Source organism: Streptomyces sp. CBMA123, from assembly GCF_014596465.1.
Classification (GTDB): Bacteria; Actinomycetota; Actinomycetes; order Streptomycetales; family Streptomycetaceae; genus Kitasatospora.
In genome coordinates this window covers 1-641 of the sequence record NZ_MECK01000544.1, presented here as the reverse complement: position 1 = coordinate 641, position 641 = coordinate 1, and the positions used below count along the sequence as shown (strand labels likewise).

The window sequence follows — 641 nt, the reverse complement described above, 5'->3', positions numbered from 1 at the left end:
CCGGCGACGGCGGCCCCGGCCGGCGCCCCCAGGGCCCGCAGCCGCCCCGCCTCGACCCGACCGACCCGGTCCACCGCAAGGCCCGCAACGCCGCGCTGGCCGGTCTCTTCGCCCTGGTCTGCCTGTTCGCCGGCTTCCACTGGATCGCCCTGCTGGTCGGGCTGCTCGGCATCGCCTGGGGCGTCGGCGCGCTGCGGGCCAAGCGGCCCGCCGCCGCTCCCACCACGGCCGGAGGCCTCGGCCCCGCCGGGATCCCGGCACCCAACCCGCTCACCCCGGCCGCGCTCGCCGGGATCCTCACCGGCGCGATGACCGTCGTGGTCGCCACCTCGGTGATCGGGCTCGGCGTCTACTACAAGGACTACGTCACCTGCGTGCAGGACGCGCTGACCAACGTCGGCGCCGAGAACTGCGACCGGTACGCGCCGCAGTGGTACGTGGACTTCAGCGGGAACGCCGAGTAGCCGGCCCGGTCAACCGGTGCGGCGCCGGCCGGACAGCCGCAGCACCAGGGCGTACGCACCGGCGCGCAGCTCCAGCACGCTCCGGCGCGCCCGGCCCGCGAGCCGGGCGTAGGCGCCCGGCGCTGACGCCGGGGCGTTGAGGTCGGCCTCGGCGTCGTCCACGCCCGCGCCGCCGGC

1 pseudogene is annotated in these 641 nt (G+C 77.7%); it reads left to right on the top strand.

The annotated features are described in order from the left end of the window. Positions 1–464: pseudogene (locus BG452_RS36190) on the top strand (hypothetical protein); the annotation flags it as partial. Positions 465–641: the final 177 nt, after the last annotated feature.